This is a genomic window from Gaoshiqia hydrogeniformans, from assembly GCF_049347105.1.
Classification (GTDB): Bacteria; Bacteroidota; Bacteroidia; order Bacteroidales; family Prolixibacteraceae; genus Gaoshiqia; species Gaoshiqia hydrogeniformans.
In genome coordinates this window covers 1,986,871-2,005,459 of the sequence record NZ_CP186334.1, presented here as the reverse complement: position 1 = coordinate 2,005,459, position 18,589 = coordinate 1,986,871, and the positions used below count along the sequence as shown (strand labels likewise).

The window sequence follows — 18,589 nt, the reverse complement described above, 5'->3', positions numbered from 1 at the left end:
CTCTTATTTTTTCAGTTGAATAATCATGGCCGAACGGGCCGGGACGGTAATCATAGTCAGATCGTTAATCCGGGATGCTGAAATAATTTCAGTTCCGTTGATGTAACCTTTCATCACCTCGGCAAAACGCTCGGTTGACAGGTTTTTAGTTTCCCGGTTTTTATTGAGGACGACCATCACCGCATCATCGTTATTATAACGGAAATACACGTAAATGCCATCCTGCGGGACAAAGTGCATGAGTTTACCCGAGTGAATGACTTCCTTGTTTTTTCGCCAGCTTTGAATGGTGCGCAGGTAATGCTGCATGTCTTTTTGCCCTGCCGAAAGTCCTTCTCCTGTAAAGGCATTCACCCGATCGCCGTCCCATCCGCCGGGAAAGTCACTTCGGATCAGCCCGTCGTCTTTGGGTTCGGGGCTTGACATCAGAATCTCTGTTCCGTAAAAAATCTGCGGAATACCGCGAATTGTGAGGAAATAGGCCAGGGCCATTTTCAGAAGATCTTTGTCCTCATTCACCTGGGTGAAAAAACGGAGCATATCGTGATTATCGGGGAAAACAACCAGGTTTCCGGCGTCGGGATACAAAAAATCGTTTGAAAGGGCATCATATAACTCCTGCAATCCTTTATCCCAACTCTCTTCGTTTTTCAGGGCTTGCCCGGCCGCATGCTGTAAAGGAAAATCCATCAGGCCGGGCAGGAAACAACGGTAGCCGTCAGCATTCAGTTTTCCTTTTTGCCAATACGAAACCGTGGCCGGGTTCAGGCTCCACTCTTCGCCAACAATGTTGAAATTCGGGTACTCATCCAATACCTGCTTTGTCCACGCAGCCATCATTTCCTTATCGGGATAGGGCCAGGTGTCCTGCCGGATACCTTCCAGTCCAATTGATTCGATCCACCAGATACTGTTTTGAATCAGGTAGTTTGCCATAAACGGATTCCGCTGGTTCAGGTCGGGCATGGTGGGAACAAACCATCCGTCGGCCATGTCCTGTTTATCTGTTTCAGCGGCATAAGGGTCCTGGTTCACGGTGCGCCGGTGCGAGGTGATCTTGTACTCCGGGTAATGGTTGATCCAGTCAGCCATCGGCAGATCATCCATCCACCAGTGTTCCGATCCGCAGTGATTAAAGATCATGTCCATGATCAGTTTCATGCCGCGTTTTTTCAGTTCGTCCGACAGTTCACGGTATTCGTCATTGGAACCGTAACGCGGATCGACCCGGTAAAAATCGGTCGTTGAATAGCCGTGGTAGGAGGTCCGGGTCATGTTGTTTTCGAGCACCGGGTTTAACCAAACAGCCGTAAAACCAAGGTCCTGCAGATAATCCAGGCTATTGATAATACCACGCAGGTCGCCGCCGTGCCGTCCGTCTTTATCCTCGCGGTTTGGTTTTTCTTTCATGCCCGGCATCTCATCATTGGCCGGATTACCGTTTGCAAAACGATCGGGAGTGATCAGGTAGATCACGTCCGAACTGTTAAAACCTTGCCGCCCGGCCGAGCCATCTTCGCGGGCTTTCAGTTCGTACACATAACGGGCTTCTGTTTTCTTTTTCGAACTGAACGAAATTGTGAATGAACCGGGCCGGGCCTTTTCCGAAATTTTCAGGTCGATAAACAGGTAATTCGGGTTTTCAACCCGGGTAACAGCCTGGAGCGTCACACCCGGGTAGGCCAGCTCCACATTTGTTCCGGCAATGTTTTCGCCGTGTATCATCAGTTGCAGATTCGGGTTTTTCATTCCCGCCCACCAGAACATCGGTTCCACCCGGTCGATGCCAATCGCGAACAAGCCGGAGGTCTGAATAACCAGAATACATAGAGAAATGAATCGTTTCATACGTGTTGTTTTCTTTTTAAGGTTAGTTCCTGGTTTCCGCCCAGGGTATATTCGTCGCCCCAAATCATCAGGCTTACGGCGCCGGGATTGTGATTAATGATCTGCAAGAGCTCCCCCATCCGGATTTCGAGGTGCGACTCGTGGAAGTTCATCCGGAACGAATAGGCCTCCCACGATTGGGGCAGAAAGGGGTTCAGGTGCAGTTGCCCGTTAATCACGCGCATCCCGCCAAAAGCTTCCACGAAAGCCATCCAGGTTCCGCCCATACTGGTAATATGCAGGCCGTCAGCCGTGTCGTTGTTATAGTCGTCCAAATCGAGGCGGGCCGTACGCAGGTACATTTCATAGGCTTTTTCCTCCCGTCCGATACGGGCCGCCAAAATCGCGTGAATACAGGATGAAAGCGAAGATTCGTGCACCGTAATCGGTTCGTAAAAATCGAAGTGACGGCACAAACTATCGCTGTCGTACTGATCCTGAAACCAGTAGATACTTTGCAGGGTATCGGCCTGTTTAATGTAGCACGAACGCAGGATCCGGTCCCACGACCAGTTTTGATTAATGGGCCGTTCAGCCGGATCGAGATGGGCCGCGGGGATAATTTCCTTATCGAGGAAGCCGTCCTGTTGCAGGTAAATGTTCAGCTCTTCATCAACTGGAAAGTACATGTTTTCAACAATATCTTTCCAGTTGATGGTTTCCTGTAATTCGTTGAATTTCCATTTTTCCACCAACTCTTCCCACAAATAAGGATGTTTCTTCTTCACATAAGCAATCGCCTCCAGGGTATATTTCAGTGTCCATACCGCCATGTTGTTGGTATGAAAGTTATTGTTGACGTTGTTTTCGTACTCATTCGGACCGGTGACGCCCAGGATCACATAGGCCTGTTTCGCATCTGACCAGTTGACACGCTGCGCCCAGAAACGCGAGATCGCCAGCAATACTTCGAAACCGTAAGGAGCCAGATACGCTTCGTCGCCGGTATAGTTAATGTAATTCCAGATGGCGTAGGCAATGGCCCCGTTCCTGTGAATTTCTTCGAAGGTGATTTCCCATTCGTTATGGCATTCTTCACCGTTGATCGTCACCATGGGATACAGGGCGGCGCCATGTGTGAAACCCAGTTTTTCGGCATTTTCAATGGCCTTTTGCAGGTGTTTATGACGGTAAATCAACAGGTTTTTGGCCACCGTTTGGGGGGCTGTTCCGAGAAAAAAGGGCAGGCAAAAGGCTTCGGTATCCCAGTAGGTTACGCCGCCGTATTTTTCGCCGGTAAAACCTTTGGGCCCGATGTTCAGGCGTTCGTCATCGCCCGTATAGGTTTGCATCAGCTGGAAGATGTTAAAGCGGATGCCTTGCTGGGCGGCCACATCGCCTTTGATCATGATGTCGGCTGTTTCCCATTTTTCGTCCCATATTTTGCTGTGTTCAGCAAACAGCCGGTCAAAACCCGCGGTCAATGCTTTTTGGACCGATCTCTCAGTTTGCTGCATTAACTCATTCCGGCCCGTGTAGAGCGATGAATGGATGGCCGCAAATTTTTCAATCAGCAGTTCCTCTCCTTCTTTTAAATCAACACGAAAGACATTGGCCACATACTTTTCTTCTTCAACTCCGGGGGATGATGCAAACTGCTCCTCCCGGTTCTTATACAACCGGGTAGCCATGCCATGACAGACCTGGAAAGCCGTTTTCCGGGTTTCCATCAGCAAATAAGCCTCCTGCAGGCCTGATTTTTTCTCCAGTTCCACCCAGAATTTCTCATCGTAGTTGGAATCTTCGTTTTTCACATCGCCGTCAATCAGGGAGGTAATTTTTACCGGGGCCGAAAAATTCAGGCTCTTTACCTGATAGCGGATGGCGCCCAGCTCTTTTTCTTTTATACTTAAGAAACGTCTGGCGTGCACTTCAACTTTTTTGCCCGATGGGAGCGATGCTGTAAACGACCGGGTCAACAGCGCATTTTTCATGTCCAGCTGACGCCGGAACTCATGTACCTGCGCTGTTGCCAGATCGAGTTCTTCCCCCCCAATTTCAATGCGAATGCCAATCCAGTTAGCGGCATTCAATATTTTGGCAAAGTATTCCGGATAGCCGTTTTTCCACCAGCCCACCAAGGTTTTGTCGGGATAGTACACCCCGGCCACATAGTTCCCGGAGAGGCTGTCGCCCGAATATTTTTCTTCGAAGTTTGCCCGTTGCCCGGTATGCCCGTTACCAATGCTGAACAGGCTTTCGGAAATCCGGTTATACTCCGGATAAAAGCTATTTTCAATGACCTTCCACTCGTTGTGAACAATATAATCTTTCATATCACGCTCTCATTAAAAATGTAGGTACTATCCTATTACATGCTGCCAATCAGGTTTTCAAGCCTGAAATGTTCAAATCCCGGGATAACCAGATCGGCGGCTTTCAGGGTATTTTTATCGCCGACTCCCACACAAAACATCCCGGCATTTTTTGCCGCTTCAATGCCTGCGATGGCATCTTCAAACACCACACAGGCATCCGGCGATACCTTGAGTGCTTCAGCTCCTTTCAGAAAAACCTCCGGATCGGGTTTGGCTTTCGTAACCTGATTGCCATCGACAACCGCATCGAACAAGTCTTCGATTTCCAGTTTTTGAAGGATCAACCCGGTATTTTTACTGGCCGAACCCAACGCCACCAGAATGTGGTTGTTTTTCAGTTCACTGATAAAAGATCTCACCCCCGGTAAAATCTCGTTCTTTTCCATTTTCAGGATCCAGCTGAGGTAAATGTTATTTTTTTTGTCGGCGTAAGCGATCTTCTGCTCTTCGTTCAGTGTCTTTTTCCCCAGTTCGAGTATGATATCCAGCGAACGCATGCGGCTTACCCCTTTAAGCAACTCGTTATGTGCTTCGGTAAAATCAATCTTCAGATCCTCGGCCAATTGTTTCCAGGCCAGGAAATGGTATTTCGCGGTATCTACAATCACCCCGTCCAAATCAAAAAGACATGCTTTGATATTTTTCATTCAGTTTCATTATTTAGGACTGTCAACATCATCAACAAACAACACGGCAACAGCTGCAATCAGCATGGAAGCCCCTCCCAGGAGCAAAGCCATGATTGCCTGGCCTCCAAACAAATGTCTCATAAAGAAGCCCAGGATACTGGCTGCCAGAATTTGCGGGATGACGATGAAAAAGTTGAAAATCCCCATGTAAGTTCCCATTTTATGGCCCGGCAACGAGCCGGTGAGGATCGCGTACGGCATCGACAAAATACTGGCCCAGGCCACCCCCACGCCAAGCATGGACAGAATCAGCAGATTCGGGTCGCGTACCACATAGAAGGACGCCAAGCCAAGCCCGCCCAGCGCCAGTGAGACGGCATGGGTTGTTTTCCGGTTGGTGAGTTTTGCCAAAACAGGCAGCAGGAAAGCCACCACCGCGGCAAAACCATTATACACCCCGAACAAAACGCCCACCCAGTTGGCGCCCTCGTTATAGAGTGCCGAAGCCGTATCGGACGTACCGTAAACATGACTGGTTACCCCGGCTGTGGTGTAAATCCACATGGCAAAAAGCGCAAACCACGAAAAGAATTGGACAAGAGCCAGCTGTCCCATGGTTTTGGGCATATTCAGCATGTCGGTAACAATTTCAACGAGTCCGTTTTTTGTTTTGTTGATTTTTGCAAGCCAGGCCGTCAGCAGCAGGATGAACCCGAAGATCAGCAGGCCGCCGCTGAGGATGTACAATTCTTTTTCGAGATCGAAATGAAAAAACACATAACTGAGTACAGCCCCGGCAACAACGAAGAGGAGCCCGTTTCGCGTAAATTTACCGGTCAGTTCGGCCGCCGCCCTGAACAGCAACCTGGCCGACGGGTTGGAAGCAATTTTTTCCTCTTCAAACGACTGCAGTTCCTCGGGCCGGTACTCTTTGGTACGAATCACCGTCCAAAGTACCGCCAGAAAGAAAACCCCGCCGCCAATATAAAACGATAATTTTACCGATGGCGGAATCAGCCTGCCGGCTTCAGCAACATTCGCTACCCCAAACCAATTGGTCATGGCGTAAGGTAAAACCGATGCAACAATCGCTCCCGCTCCGATGAAAAAACTCTGCATGGCAAATCCCTGGGTTCGCTGCTCACTGGGCAGCATATCGCCGACAAATGCCCGGAATGGTTCCATCGAAATATTGATGGAGGCATCCATAATCCAAAGGGTGCCGACGGCAATCCACAACAAGGGCGAATTGGGCATGACAAACAAAGCCAGCGATGCAAGTATGGCGCCCGCCAAAAAATACGGACGGCGGCGGCCCAGGCGACCCCAGGTTTTATCGCTGTAATGTCCGATGATGGGTTGAACGATTAATCCGGTAACCGGAGCTGCCAGCCAGTACAAGGCCAACCGGTCGACATCGCCGCCAAGGCTTTGGAATATGCGCGAGACATTGGCATTCTGGAGCGCGAATCCAAACTGGATACCCAAAAAACCAAAGCTCATGTTCCAAATCTGCCAGAAACTAAGAACAGGCTTTTTTTTCATAAAAAAGTAATTTTAAGATACGACAACGGAAAGCGCCTGAGAAAACCCAGACTAAAATGGAGTGATTTTGGAGTGAAAAATCGGATGATCAACGCAAATATAGGGAGGTAATTCTGACATTTGCAAGTTATTCAGCTTGTTTTAGGGCAACCAATCAACCGGGAATAAGGCAAAAAGACGCTGCAAAGCTCGTTTCAAACGTTTGCAGAAAGAAATGAAAAAAATGAAAAATTTTTACATGGATGAACCCCGGACAATCAGGTTGGCATTCAAAATCTTTGTTTTAGGAACATAAACCTCTGTCGGGTTTATCAGCCGGTCGAGCAAAATCTGCGTGGCAATGGTCCCCATCTCGTACCCATGCTGATCGACTGAGCTCAGGTTGGGTTCGGTAATTCCCGAAAACCGTCCGTCGCTAAAGCCAACCACCGCAACCTGTTCCGGTATTTTAATCCCTTTCTTCAGCAGGGTTTGCATGGCTCCAATGGCTGTCAGGTCGTTGGTGGCAAAAATACCGTCGGGAGGGTTGCCCGAATCCAGCAGTTGGTTGGTGGCAATTAAAGCCTTTTCAAAGGTATCAGCGTCAACAATCAGTTTCGGGTCGATCGGTAAACCGGCCTCTTTCATCGCTCTCAGGTAGCCGTCTTTCCGGTCGCGGCCAATCAGCAGGTTTTGCGGGCCTGCAAAATGAGCAATACGCTTTTTGCCGTTCCCGATTAAATGCTTGGTGGCCTTGTAGGCGGCTTCCTCATCATCAATAATCACCTGATCGGCCTGAATCTCGGGCACAATGCGGTCGAAAAATACCAAAGGCAGGCCGCTTTCCTGCAACATTTGCAAATGTTCGAAGGAGGTAGTTTCTTTTGAAATAGACACCAATACGCCGTCAACCCGATGAGAAAGCAGCATTTTGGCATTGGCCACCTCGCGGTCGTATTTTTCGTTCGACTGACAAATTACCACCGTAAAACCGGCGTCGTAAGCCACATCCTCAATGCCGCTGATAACTGACGAGAAAAAGTAATGCACAATTTCGGGGATAATCACCCCGAGGGTATAACTGCGGCTGTGTTTTAAACTAAGCGCCACCGCGTTGGGCTGGTACTTGAGTTTAACAGCCAGTTCATTAACAGCAACTTTAGTTTCCTCGCTGATATCCGGGTGATTCTTCAAGGCCCGCGAAACCGTAGAAGCCGAAATCCCCAATATCCGGGCAATATCTTTAATTGTAACCTGACTGCTTCTCATAGTAAAAACAATGGTCATCACATTTAATGAAAATAAATGTAAGAATAATTTCTGATAAGCCCGCAGGCGGATAAATCAGATACCCCTAATTCACTGAAAATAACCCAACCGGTAACCACCTGTTCTATAACATGTTCGATGCAAACGTCACCGCAAACGTTTGCATTTGAACACATGTTAAAAAACAAAAACAATTCTTAATAAAAACGATATCATTGTCCCATCGGATTAAAAAAATGGAGTAAAAACGGATTTATGTGAAATTAAACAATTGAAAAGATTGTGTGAAAAACGAGATGACCTGATTGAATTAAAGAACTAATAACCATGTAAAATGAAGATTATTCGCAAAAACTTGAAAGTCCTGCTAATGGTCCTGGGATTGATACTGGCTTCGGTATCCTACGCCCAGGTAGTTAGCCTATCCGGTAGGGTTACCGACCAGTCTACCGGAGAACCGCTTCCGGGAGTCACCGTTGTTGTAAAAGGAACAACAATCGGTACCATCACCAACTTCGACGGAGAGTATACCCTTGTTGTAGATAAAGAGGCCATCATCCAGTTCTCTTATATCGGTTATACCACCACAGAGCAACGTGTCGGAGAAGTTACCAGACTGGATATTGCTTTAAAGGTTGACATTGCACAACTGGAAGAAGTGGTGGTCATTGGGTATGGCCAGGTGAAAAAAGGCGATGCCACCGGCGCAGTTACATCGGTATCATCAGCCGATTTTAACCAGGGAGCAACCAGCTCGCCCCAGGATTTAATTATGGGCAAAGTGGCCGGTTTACGGATACAAACCGAAGGCGGCGCACCCGGTTCTGCAGCTAAAATCCGCATCCGCGGCGGTTCATCCATGTCGGCCAGCAACGATCCGTTAATTGTTATCGACGGCATGCCGATTGATAACCGGACCATCGACGGGATGAGCAATGTGCTGAGCTCGATCAACCCAAACGATATCGAAACATTCACTGTACTGAAAGATGCTTCGTCAACTGCCATTTACGGATCGCGCGCTTCAAACGGGGTCATTATTATTACCACAAAGGAAGGTTCAAAAAGCCAGGATCTGAAAGTTCAGCTTGATTCGAAGGTAACCATCAACGAAGTGACGGATTATATTGATGTGCTTTCTGCCAGTGAATACCGGGCCTTGGTTAACCAACGGGCTGCCGTCAGTTCGTCTGTAAACCCGGCATTGATGGGCACCGCCAATACCGACTGGCAGAAGGAAATATTTCAGAATTCAGCCGGGCACGACCACAACCTGAGTGTTTCAGGCGCCATCAAAGATGTTCCGTTCCGCGCGTCGGTAGGTTATACCGACCAGTACGGGATCCTGCGGACTTCTTCCATGGAACGAAAAACCGGGACCTTCAAGATTACCCCAAGCCTGTTTGACAATCATTTGAAAATTACAGCCGGTATCAAATACATGAATATCGACAACCGGTTTGCCGAAAAAGGCGCTATCGGCAGCGCTTTGCGTTACGACCCGACCCAATCGGTTTTCAACAAAACCGGAATTTACGGCGGATACACCACCTGGCTGATGAGCGACGGCTCCCGTAACGTGAACGGAACCCGAAACCCGGTGGCTCAACTACAGCAAAGAAGGGATGTATCGGATGTTGACCGCTACATTTTAGATGCACAACTGGATTATAAACTTCACTTTTTCCCCGACCTCACGGCCACCGTAAAAGTGGGCCTGGATAAATCGGATAGTGATGGCAACGTTAACACCGACCCGGAAGCAGCCTGGGTGCGTACCGCATCTTCAGGTGTTGCCCGGGCTTACACCCAGGAAAGGAAAAATGAGCTTTTCGATTTTTATCTGAATTACAAAAAAGACCTGCCCGAGATCAGCAGCAAGGTGGATGTGATGGCCGGTTACGAATGGCAACATTTCTGGTCAAACGCTTCGGCCTACGAAGTTGACCGCTTCAATACCGTGATTGAAGATTCAAAGGATGAAACTGAAAACTACCTCGTTTCATTCTTCGGAAGGGCCAATTATTCTTTCAAAGACAAATATTTACTGACCGGAACACTCCGTTACGACGGTTCTTCCCGCTTCCACAAGGACAACCGCTGGGGATTTTATCCGTCAACGGCCTTGGGCTGGCGCATGACTGAAGAACCTTTCATCAAAAACCTGAATACGTTCAGTAATCTGAAACTCAGGTTAGGATACGGGATTACCGGACAACAGGAACTAAACAGCGGCGATTATCCCTACATGGGGATTTACCAACTCAGCGACTCCAGGACCCAATATCAGCTTGGCAACCAATATTACACCCTCATCCGCCCCAATGGTTATGATCAAAGTTTGAAGTGGGAAAAAACCACCACTTATAACATTGGTCTTGACTTTGGCTTCCTGGACAACCGCCTGACCGGAACCATCGATGCTTACAAACGGGTTACAAAAGACTTGCTGAACACCATTCCGGTTCCTGCAGGTACAAACTTTACCGACCGTCTGCTGACCAACGTGGGAGACCTTGAAAACACCGGGATCGAATTCTCGTTAAACGCGATTCCCGTCAGCAGAAAAGACTTAAACTGGGAAGTGAGCTTCAACCTCACCCGGAACATCAATGAAGTAACCAAACTGACCAATTACGACGATCCTTCGTACAAAGGAGTTGAAACCGGCGGCATCAGCGGCGTTGGTGTTGGCAACAACATCCAGATCCATGCCGTAGGTCATGCCTTAAATACCTTCTATGTGTACGAACAGGTTTATGATGCCAACGGGAACCCGATTGAAGGCTTGTATGTGGACAGAAACAAGGACGGCCAAATCACGGTTGACGATAAATATTACGCCGACTCACCTGTTCCCGATGTATTTATGGGTTTCTCCTCGATATTGAACTACAAGAATTTCGATTTTGGGTTCAATGCGCGGGCTGCCATTGGCGGACAAATTTACAACAACGTGATTGTTGGCGCACGTTACCAGGAAATGACGGTGAACGAATACCTGACCAACATGCCGTCTGAAATCAAGAAATCGAAGTTTGAAACGGCCCAGCAGTATTCGGATTACTTTCTGGAAGATGCCTCCTGGTTCAAGCTCGATAATGTGACGCTGGGATACAACTTCAAAAAACTGCTGAAAGAAAAAGCAGGAATTGACCTCAACCTCCGGCTTTATTCGTCGGTGCAGAATGTATTTGTCATTACCAAATACGGCGGGCTGGATCCGGAAGTTGACAACGGCATCGATAACGATATCTACCCGCGTCCGAGAGTTTACCTGTTTGGACTTAGTGTGAGCTTTTAACCAATAACCCTTTACATCATGAATACAAAATATATTTTCAACTATAAAATCCTGGTGGCAGCGGCGATGCTTTTTGCCTTCGTCTCCTGTATCAATGACCTGGACACTTTGCCCCTGGATGAAGACCTGCTGACCGCGGACAAACTCACCGACGACGCCTCTTACAAAGGGATGCTGGCCAAATGTTACGCGGCCCTGGTCGTGGGTGGACAAACGGGCGTAGACGGCAATCCCGATATCAGCAGTATCGACGGCGGGTTCTCATCGTACCTGCGCCAGCTCTGGAACCACCAGGAACTGACCACCGACGAGGCCATTTGTGCCTGGAACGACGGCAACCTGCGCGACCTGCACGATATGGACTGGACGGCCTCCAACGAGTTTGTTACCGCCATGTACTACCGCATCAACCTGGAGATTGCCTATTGCAACAACCTGATCAAGTTGACAAACGGAAAGGACGAATTTAAAGCCTACAACACCGAAGCCCGCCTGTTACGGGGCCTGGCTTACTGGCACTTGCTGGACATGTTCGGGACCGGCCCGTTTGTTACCGACGAAGACCCGGTAGGCTCGTTCTTTTTCCCTCAACAGGCAACAGCACAACAACTTTTTGATTACGTTGAAAGCGAGCTGACAGCCATTGAAGATCTGCTTGCCGAACCGCGCACCAACGAATACGGACGTGCCGACAAAGCCGCAGCCTGGATGATTTTGTCCAAACTGTATCTGAATGCCGAAACTTACACCGGTACAGCAAGATATACCGATTGTATTACCTACACCAAAAAGATTATCGCTGCCGGTTACAGTCTCGAATCGAACTACCTGAACCTGTTTTTGGCTGACAATCACCTTCGTACCAATGAGATCATTTTCCCCATTGTTTGCGATGGCGAACGTACACAAACCTGGGGCGGAATGACCTTCCTGATCCATTCGACAGTGGGTGGAGACATGCCGGCCTCGGAATCAGGTATTGACGGCGGTTGGGGCGGAAACCGCACCACAAAAGCATTTGTTAACCATTTTCAGGATATCACCGGGGCAACCGACAGCCGCGCTCTTTTCTGGACACAGGGTCAAAACCTCGAAATCGGCGATATCTTTAATTTCCGCGATGGTTATGCCTTGCGTAAGTTCAGGAACATCACCTCCGGCGGAGCTACAGGCAGCAACCTGTCGCACCCCGACACCGATTTTCCGCTGTTCAGATATGCTGATGCTTTACTGATGTATGCTGAAGCAGTGCTTCGCGGCGGAAGCGGCGGCGATGCAGCCACAGCGCTTGGCTATGTTAACACGATCAGAACAAGGGCCTATGGCAATGATACGGGCAATATTGCGGCATCGGCCCTGACCCTCGACTTTATCCTCGCAGAACGCGGACGCGAATTGTATTGGGAATGCCACCGGAGAACGGATTTGAGGCGTTTCGGGAAACTCGCCGGCGGCGATTACATCTGGCCCTGGAAAGGCGCAGCCGCTGCAGGAACTTCGGTCGATAACAAATTCAACCTGTTCCCGATCCCTGCGTCCGATATCAGTGCAAACCCGAACTTAAAACAAACTACCGGCTATTAACCTCTTCAATCTGAACAACATGAAAAAGTTAAGATATATACTCATATTATTCCTCGCAGCGCTGTTTTTCGCCTGCGAAGACGACGATATCGTAAAATTAAATGATTCGGACTATGTCCCGGCAACCAATATTCAGGGGTTCGGTACCACTTTGGACATTTCAAAGGCTAAAAAAACCGAAACGATTACGGTATCGTATGCTCCTGCATCGTACGGGGTGGATATTGTAAAAACACATAAACTTCAGTTTTCTGCGACAACCGATTTTGCAGATCCGCTTACGCTTGATGCCACTGCATCCGATAATTCATTCTCATTTACGGTGGGCGCTTTTAATGAATTTTTAACCGAAAACTTAGCATTGCCTGTCGACCAGGAAGCTACGGTTTCAGCAAGGATCATGACCTATTCGCTGAAGGGCGTCGACACCTTGTACTCTTCCGTCGTGAGCTTTAAAACCACTCCGTATCTGGATATTTTATTTGCTCCGAATACCTTCTACCTGTTTGGCGATGGCGTGGGACGCATTGCTCAAAACAATAAGCTCAAACTCATTAAAGTTCACAGTGAACCAGACGACTCCTGGACCATCGTATGGATGGAAGCGACCGGAACCTTTAAGCTGTGTTCGGATGTCGACTACAAAGGAGTGATCGGAAAAATCGGTGATCCGGTCAGTGGCGAATACACCTTGGGAACAGTTGATAACCGGGGTGAAGATATACCCGTACCCGGAACAGCGGGCTACTATACGGTTGGCGTCAACCTGGCAACCAATAAACTACTCATCGAACCGGCCAATATTTATATTACCGGCCCTAACGTGAATGCATGGCCAACCAGCTCCGTCACCGAAGAGAACAGGTTTAAACAGGATACGGAAAATAAGAAAATGTATCTGACCAGGAGCCTTTTAGGCGGCGAACTTCGTCTTCATGTAACCCATCCGTACATTTCCGCTGCCGACTGGTGGCACGCCGAGTTCATATTCTTTGACGGCAAAATTGCCTATCGTGAAGATGGCGGCGACCAGGACCGGGTGAATATTAGCGGAGGCGAAAAAACCATTGAGCTTGACTTTATTAATCAAACGGGTAAAATCAAATAGATATGAAGAATATTAAATATTTACTGGTTCTGATGCTGGCGGTTTTTGCCTTCTCCTGCGAAGAAGACTTTATGACCCCGCCGGTTACATCCATCGTTGAAGGGACAGCCCCGGTCTGGGCAACCACTCCTCCCGCTGATCTTGACACGGTGCTCTTCAAACGTTACGAAAATGAAACCCTGTTTTCATTAAGCTGGTCGGCTGCAACTTATGCCGATAAAATGGGTGTGAGGTATTACCTCCAGGTTGATACCAAAGGCAGTAACTTTGCGAACCCGCTTGAGTTTGCCCGCGTTTCGGCAACCGAGATGAACGTTACCATTGGCGGCCTGAACACGTTGCTGCTGCAACGTTATACGCCGGCCGAAAAAGTTGAAATTGAGTTGCGAATCAGGGCCGGCGCCAACGAAGACCTGGCCAATCTCTATACTTCGGCTTTGTCAATGAAAGTGACGCCCTACCTCGATGTTCCGGTTCCTGCTGATCTGTTTATATTCGGAACGGCAACTCCGGTTGGGGCCGGCAGTTCCAACGCGCTGGCAACAATGAAAGACGGCGATGTATTCCTCAAATACCTGAAGTTGACGAAAGACGGACTTTTCCGCTTCTCCGATAAAACAAGCGATGGATACAATTACAATTTTGGCAAGTTTGCCACCGTTTCGTCCAACATCTCAGCCGCCGGCGACAATGACGGAAACTTCAAATTCACGGGCGAGACCGGCTGGTACGAAGTAAAAGCCGACTTTACCAACAGCGAACTGTCCATTGCCCCGTACATGCAGGGAGCCACAACCTATACCTTCGACCCGGCAAACGTTTACCTGGTGGGCGATTATAGCGACGCCGTAGCAGGCTGGAACCCGGAGAACTCGCCGGCCATGATTAAAAAGTCGGAAGGGGTGTTCTCACTTGAAACGACGATTAAAGATGGCGCTATGCTCAAATTTGTCGGCCAGCCAAGCTGGGGTGATCTCGATTGGGGTAACCTGGGAGGCGACGGTTACGACGGCATCATCGGCCCAAAAGGTAAAAACGGCAACATCACCTTCGACGGCGGAGACAAAACTTACTTCGTAACGCTTGACCTGAATAAAGGTACCTACAAAATCGAAGAAGCTGCCATATACCTGGTGGGCAGCGCAACGGAAGCTGATTGGAATATCGACAATGCGATTGAGTTAAAATGGCGTCCGGGCCACAATGCTTACATGGGATATGTTCCGTTAAAAAGCGGAGACTTTAAATTTTTCCCGGTAAAAGGTAGCTGGGACAACGGAATGGGAAGGATTAACGATTCAGAAGATCCTAAAGGCGGTTCGCTGGGAGGAGAAAACAAAGATATCCCAAGCAGGAACACTTCTTCGGATTATAAGTTATACAGAATCGCTGTTTGGTACGACACAAGCGCCGACTCCTACAAATACTCAGTTTTAGATGCAGAGATGACCCTTGTCGGAGATGCTACCCCCGCGGGCTGGTCTATCGACAATGGCTTTAATCTGGTTTATGCCGGAGATGGGAAATGGGTAACTTATGTTGACATGAATGCTTCCGGAGGATATAAGTTCTTTTACGAAACCGGAAATTGGAACTCCGGCTATAAAGAGTTTGATGCAGCAGGCAAACCCGGCGAGTTATCTCTTGAAGGCGGAGACCCAAATATTTCAACTCCGGGAGAAGGATATTATAAGTTGATGATCGATACCTATAATATGACCTACACCAAAGAACTCATTGCGACCAGAAAGATGTATTTGGTTGGCTCTCCTAACGGATGGAATATCAATGCAGGTATTGAAATGACCTGGGACGATACCAATAAAGAATGGACCCTTACTGCAAATTTGTCGGATGGCGATGCTTTCAAAATTTTTGCTGAAGCAGGCAATTGGGATAGCGGGTTTAAATTCAAATACGGAATGCTTAATTTCGAAGGTGGCGACCCGAACATATCTACCCCGAACGGTACCGGAAACTACACCATCAGGTTTAGTTTGGCTAAACGGACGTTAACATTTACAAAAAATTAAGCTTGCGAAATTTCTTTTATCAAGGTTGTCCGGAAAATTCCGGGCAACCTTTTACTTCAAATTCAATCTAAAATTTGAAAAATAAAGCCATGGGAACCCGGATTTTTCTCCTTTCAGCATTCTTTTTCTTCTTTTCTCAAACCATTGCTCAGATTACGACTGAACCGGCTTTTCCGGTTGCTTCCCAAAGTGTAACCGTCACGTTTGATTCATCCAACGAAAGCCGCCTGGGTCCTTTTACAGGCGACTTATACGCGCATACCGGTGTTAAAATTGAAGGAAATACAGACTGGCAGCATGTCATCGGGACCTGGGGAAATAATACCACGCAGCCCAAACTGACCAACCTGGGAAACGGAATTTACGAATTAACGATCACACCGGATATCAACTCGTTTTACGGGGTGCCGGCAAACGAAAAAGTACGCCAACTGGCTTTTGTTTTCCGCTCGGCCGATGGCTCACAGCAAACCAACGATTTGTTTGTTAATGTTTTTACAGAGGGCCTTATCGTTACCCTGACCAGCCCGGCAGAGCACGCCATTTTGAAAAAGAATGAAATTGTCCCTGTTTCCGCCATTTCCTCAGTTGAAGGAACAATCTCACTGTATTTTAACGACATCCGGTTGGCCGAAACTACCGGGAAAGAAATCACAACAAACTACCTGCCCACCGAACCGGGCCGAAATTGGCTCATAGCCAAAATTACGGCGGGAGATGCAACGGCTTATGATTCAGTCCCGGTTTATATAAAAGAAGATATTACGCTTGAACCAAAACCCGCCGGTTACCGGCAGGGAATTAATTACCCCGATGAGCAAACTGCCGGCTTGGTACTCTGGGCGCCGGAAAAAGAATTCGTTTATGTGATCGGCGATTTTAATGACTGGCAGGTCGACGAAGCTTACCAAATGAAAAAGGACGGCGACTATTTTTGGCTGAGCATTTCGGACCTTGAGCCTCAGAAAGAATACGTTTTCCAATACTTCGTTGATGGCGAAATCCGCATTGGCGATCCCTATTGCGACAAGATCAGCGACCCGTATGACGATCATTACATTTCATCATCGGTTTATCCCAACCTGATCAGCTATCCGGGAGGTAAAACCGAAGGCCGGGCATCGGTACTGCAAACAGGGCAGCTCGCCTACCAATGGCAAAGCTCCGCTTATACCATTCCTCTTAAAGAAAACCTTCATATTTACGAGCTTCTGATCCGCGATTTTACAGAAGAAAAGACCTACCGTTCGGTGCTTGAAAACCTGGATTATTTCGACAGTCTGGGTGTGAATACCCTCGGATTTATGCCTTTCAGCGAGTTTGAGGGCAACAGCAGCTGGGGCTACAACCCAAATTATTATTTTGCCCCGGATAAAGCTTACGGAACAAAAGACGATTTGAAGGAGCTGATCGATTCGTGCCACCGTCGCGGTTTCCTGGTGATACAGGACCTGGTGCTGAACCACGCCTACAATTCCAGCCCGATGGCGCAACTTTACTGGGATGCAGCAAACAACCGTCCTGCTGCGAATAACCCCTGGTTTAACGTGAGTTCCCCAAACCCGGTTTTTTATTGGGGATCGGATTTTAACCACGAGAGCCCTTACACCCAAGCCTTTGTTGACAGCGTAACCAGCTACTGGCTGACTGAATATAAAGTGGACGGTTTTCGCTTCGATTTTACCAAAGGATTTACCAACACCCCCGGCGACGGAAGCGCCTACGATGCTTCGCGCATCGCCATCCTGAAACGCATGGCCGACCACATCTGGCAGGTAAATCCTGACGCCATCATCATCCTGGAACATTTCGCCGACAATGCCGAAGAAAAAATCCTGACAAGCTATCAGAACGGGATGCTGGTTTGGGGAAATGCCAATTACAATTTCAACGAAGCGACGATGGGCTATCACGACGGCGGTAAGTCGGATTTCTCGTGGGCCTCGTGGCAAACGCGGGGTTTTTCGCAAGCCGGGCTGGTGGCCTACATGGAAAGCCACGACGAAGAACGACTGATGTACAAAAACCTGACTTACGGCAATGCTTCCGGAACGTACAATATCAAAAACACCGCAACGGCGCTAAAACGCAATGCCCTGGCCGCTACCTTCTTCTTTTGCCTCACCGGCCCGAAGATGATCTGGCAATTTGGCGAGTTTGGTTACGATGTTTCCATCGATTACAACGGCCGGGTAGGCGAAAAACCATTGAAATGGGAATACCTCGATGACCCGGACCATCAGGAACTCTTTGCAGTTTATGCCGCGATGCTCCGCTTACGCGACCAGTTCCCGATTTTCACTTCGGGCTCCGAAACCCTGAACCTGGGCGGCGAACTGAAATCCATTCAACTGAGCCTGGGGAATCACAACATCAGCCTGATCGGTAATTTTGGACTAAGCCAGAAAACGATTAACGCGCCATTTAAACATACCGGTACCTGGTATGAATTTTTCAGCGGTGAAAGCGCCGAAATCAGTTCAACTTCAGTAGCTATCCCGCTGAATGCCGGAGAATACCGCCTGTATTCCGATCAGGAATTACCTGCTTTCAAAACCCCGGAGCCCGAAGAACCTGAAGAGCCTGAAGAACCCGAAGAAACAACCGAGTTATTGATTTACCCCAACCCGGTTGGCCGGCTTCTTCACATCCGGTCGCCGCACATCATAAAACAAATCCATATTTATACACTCGACGGGAAATTACTCCTGCAAATCCAGGCTAACTGCGATGAGCTAAACCTGGATGTGGCCTCATTCAACAGCGGACTCTATTTCATCCGGGTATTTAGCGATGAGGGCGTTGAAACCCGGAAATTTGTAAAAAGCCATGCGGATTGATTCCGGTTTCGGGAACTGAACCGGAAAACAAACCGGTGAAACGTTTTTCATGTCATTCAACCCGATTTTTCGGGATTATATCCTAAATTACAC

Annotated in this window: 10 protein-coding genes; 5 read left to right on the top strand and 5 right to left on the bottom strand. The window is 48.4% G+C overall.

What is annotated here, in order from left to right; all coding sequences use genetic code 11:
- Window positions 1-3: 3 nt before the first annotated feature.
- From ACOIT5_RS08015 to ACOIT5_RS07995, 5 genes are all read right to left on the bottom strand, one after another.
- Window positions 4-1,848, bottom strand: coding sequence for a glycoside hydrolase family 13 protein (locus ACOIT5_RS08015; protein ID WP_423129956.1), 1,845 nt, complete (start codon window positions 1,846-1,848; stop codon window positions 4-6).
- Entirely contained in the window at window positions 1,845-4,163 is a 2,319-nt protein-coding gene (locus ACOIT5_RS08010; protein ID WP_423129955.1) for a family 65 glycosyl hydrolase domain-containing protein, read from the bottom strand. The genes ACOIT5_RS08015 and ACOIT5_RS08010 overlap by 4 nt, the downstream gene beginning before the upstream one ends.
- Before the next feature lie 35 nt (window positions 4,164-4,198).
- Entirely contained in the window at window positions 4,199-4,852 is a 654-nt protein-coding gene (gene pgmB, locus ACOIT5_RS08005; RefSeq protein ID WP_423129954.1) for a beta-phosphoglucomutase, read from the bottom strand.
- Window positions 4,853-4,861: 9 nt separating this feature from the next.
- On the bottom strand, window positions 4,862-6,379 hold the full coding sequence (locus tag ACOIT5_RS08000) for an MFS transporter (protein ID WP_423129953.1): 1,518 nt from the start codon (window positions 6,377-6,379) through the stop codon (window positions 4,862-4,864).
- Window positions 6,380-6,613: 234 nt separating this feature from the next.
- The gene (locus tag ACOIT5_RS07995) at window positions 6,614-7,627 is read right to left on the bottom strand and encodes a LacI family DNA-binding transcriptional regulator (RefSeq protein WP_423129952.1); all 1,014 of its coding nucleotides are present in this window, start codon (window positions 7,625-7,627) and stop codon (window positions 6,614-6,616) included.
- A gap of 334 nt (window positions 7,628-7,961) precedes the next feature.
- Here ACOIT5_RS07995 and ACOIT5_RS07990 point away from each other — a divergent pair, with 334 nt between their 5' ends.
- The 5 genes from ACOIT5_RS07990 to ACOIT5_RS07970 all read left to right on the top strand — a co-directional run bounded on the left by ACOIT5_RS07990 (window position 7,962) and on the right by ACOIT5_RS07970 (window position 18,496).
- The gene (locus tag ACOIT5_RS07990) at window positions 7,962-10,931 is read left to right on the top strand and encodes a SusC/RagA family TonB-linked outer membrane protein (RefSeq protein WP_423129951.1); all 2,970 of its coding nucleotides are present in this window, start codon (window positions 7,962-7,964) and stop codon (window positions 10,929-10,931) included.
- 18 nt (window positions 10,932-10,949) lie between these two features.
- On the top strand, window positions 10,950-12,515 hold the full coding sequence (locus tag ACOIT5_RS07985) for a RagB/SusD family nutrient uptake outer membrane protein (protein WP_423129950.1): 1,566 nt from the start codon (window positions 10,950-10,952) through the stop codon (window positions 12,513-12,515).
- 19 nt (window positions 12,516-12,534) lie between these two features.
- A complete protein-coding gene (locus tag ACOIT5_RS07980; RefSeq protein ID WP_423129949.1) occupies window positions 12,535-13,623 on the top strand; it encodes a SusE domain-containing protein in 1,089 nt (362 codons plus the stop codon).
- Window positions 13,624-13,625: 2 nt separating this feature from the next.
- On the top strand, window positions 13,626-15,656 hold the full coding sequence (locus tag ACOIT5_RS07975) for a SusF/SusE family outer membrane protein (protein WP_423129948.1): 2,031 nt from the start codon (window positions 13,626-13,628) through the stop codon (window positions 15,654-15,656).
- A gap of 74 nt (window positions 15,657-15,730) precedes the next feature.
- Entirely contained in the window at window positions 15,731-18,496 is a 2,766-nt protein-coding gene (locus ACOIT5_RS07970) for an alpha-amylase family glycosyl hydrolase (RefSeq protein ID WP_423129947.1), read from the top strand.
- Window positions 18,497-18,589 lie beyond the last annotated feature (93 nt).